Source organism: Photorhabdus heterorhabditis (genome assembly GCF_001280945.1).
Classification (GTDB): domain Bacteria; phylum Pseudomonadota; class Gammaproteobacteria; order Enterobacterales; family Enterobacteriaceae; genus Photorhabdus; species Photorhabdus heterorhabditis.
Genome location: NZ_LJCS01000183.1, coordinates 1 through 1,020 on the forward strand (window position 1 = coordinate 1; position 1,020 = coordinate 1,020).

Genomic DNA, 1,020 nt, shown 5'->3' on the forward strand with positions numbered 1-1,020 from the left:
TCTGATTCGCCAAAATATAACGCCATAAATGCACAGGATTATTCGCGGCATTGACATTAATCGGGTCATCAGGATCAACCTGACAAGCGTCTTCTACTTCCTGAGGCCATTGCGGTATTTTGCTAGTTTTCATACCAACATAGCGAGCGATACTGGTTAATAAGGTTATAGGTAATTGTATAATCTCAGATAACCATTCCAGACGAGAAGTTATTTGTATCTGGTACTGTAATCCAAAAACAAAGGTTTCTTTCTGTTTCTCAATAGGAGGACATAATAAGATAATGTTCGCTTGTTCCTGTAAACACGTTTCCTCCATATAGCAGCGAATAAATTCCCAATAACCTGGCATCATTTCCCGCAAACCGGAAAGCCCAAGATTAAACGTATCCAATACCGTTTCTTGATCATCTGCCAGAATATGACCGTAGATGCTCCATTCCGGCCACTTACCTTTTCCTATTGTCCGGGTAAAAAATACCGTTTTCCAGGGAATCGATAATACCGTGCCATTAAAACGGTAAACATGGATCATCTGGGTTTTGCGGTTAAACCGAATTGGGTAATGTGTCGTTGCAAACCACTCTTTTAAGGTAAACTTTCCACTGTAATATAAAATAAATATAGCAGCAGGTAAAAAAATTAAAAGACTTAGCAATATGTCATGATCTCCTTTTATATATTGGTAAATTGTGTAACCAATAGAAAATAAGGCCATGCCTAAATAACAAAAAAATAACGTCGCAGATAATGAACTAACATATCCCTTATCTCTATAGTATTTGTCTACCGTTTCCATATAAGTCGAGTTCATACTGATCACCGTATTGTAATCAACAATATACCGACCATCGTTGCCCTCTATTCTAGTCGGTTTCCCCTGATAAAATTGATCGTCTTTCTCTTGCTGAGTCAACAAACGATTCAGTTTATAAGGGATATACAACCCATCTAATTGCATAATTATGCCTCCGCCGAAGTCATTAATTTGTTAAAAGCGTCCATTTCCATTCTGCTATC

1 protein-coding gene is annotated in these 1,020 nt (G+C 37.6%); it reads right to left on the minus strand.

The features are described from left to right. On the minus strand, window positions 1-961 hold a 961-nt coding region (locus AM629_RS21200; RefSeq protein WP_054481777.1), incomplete at its 3' end, for a DUF6708 domain-containing protein. Between the last annotated feature and the right edge of the window lie 59 nt (window positions 962-1,020).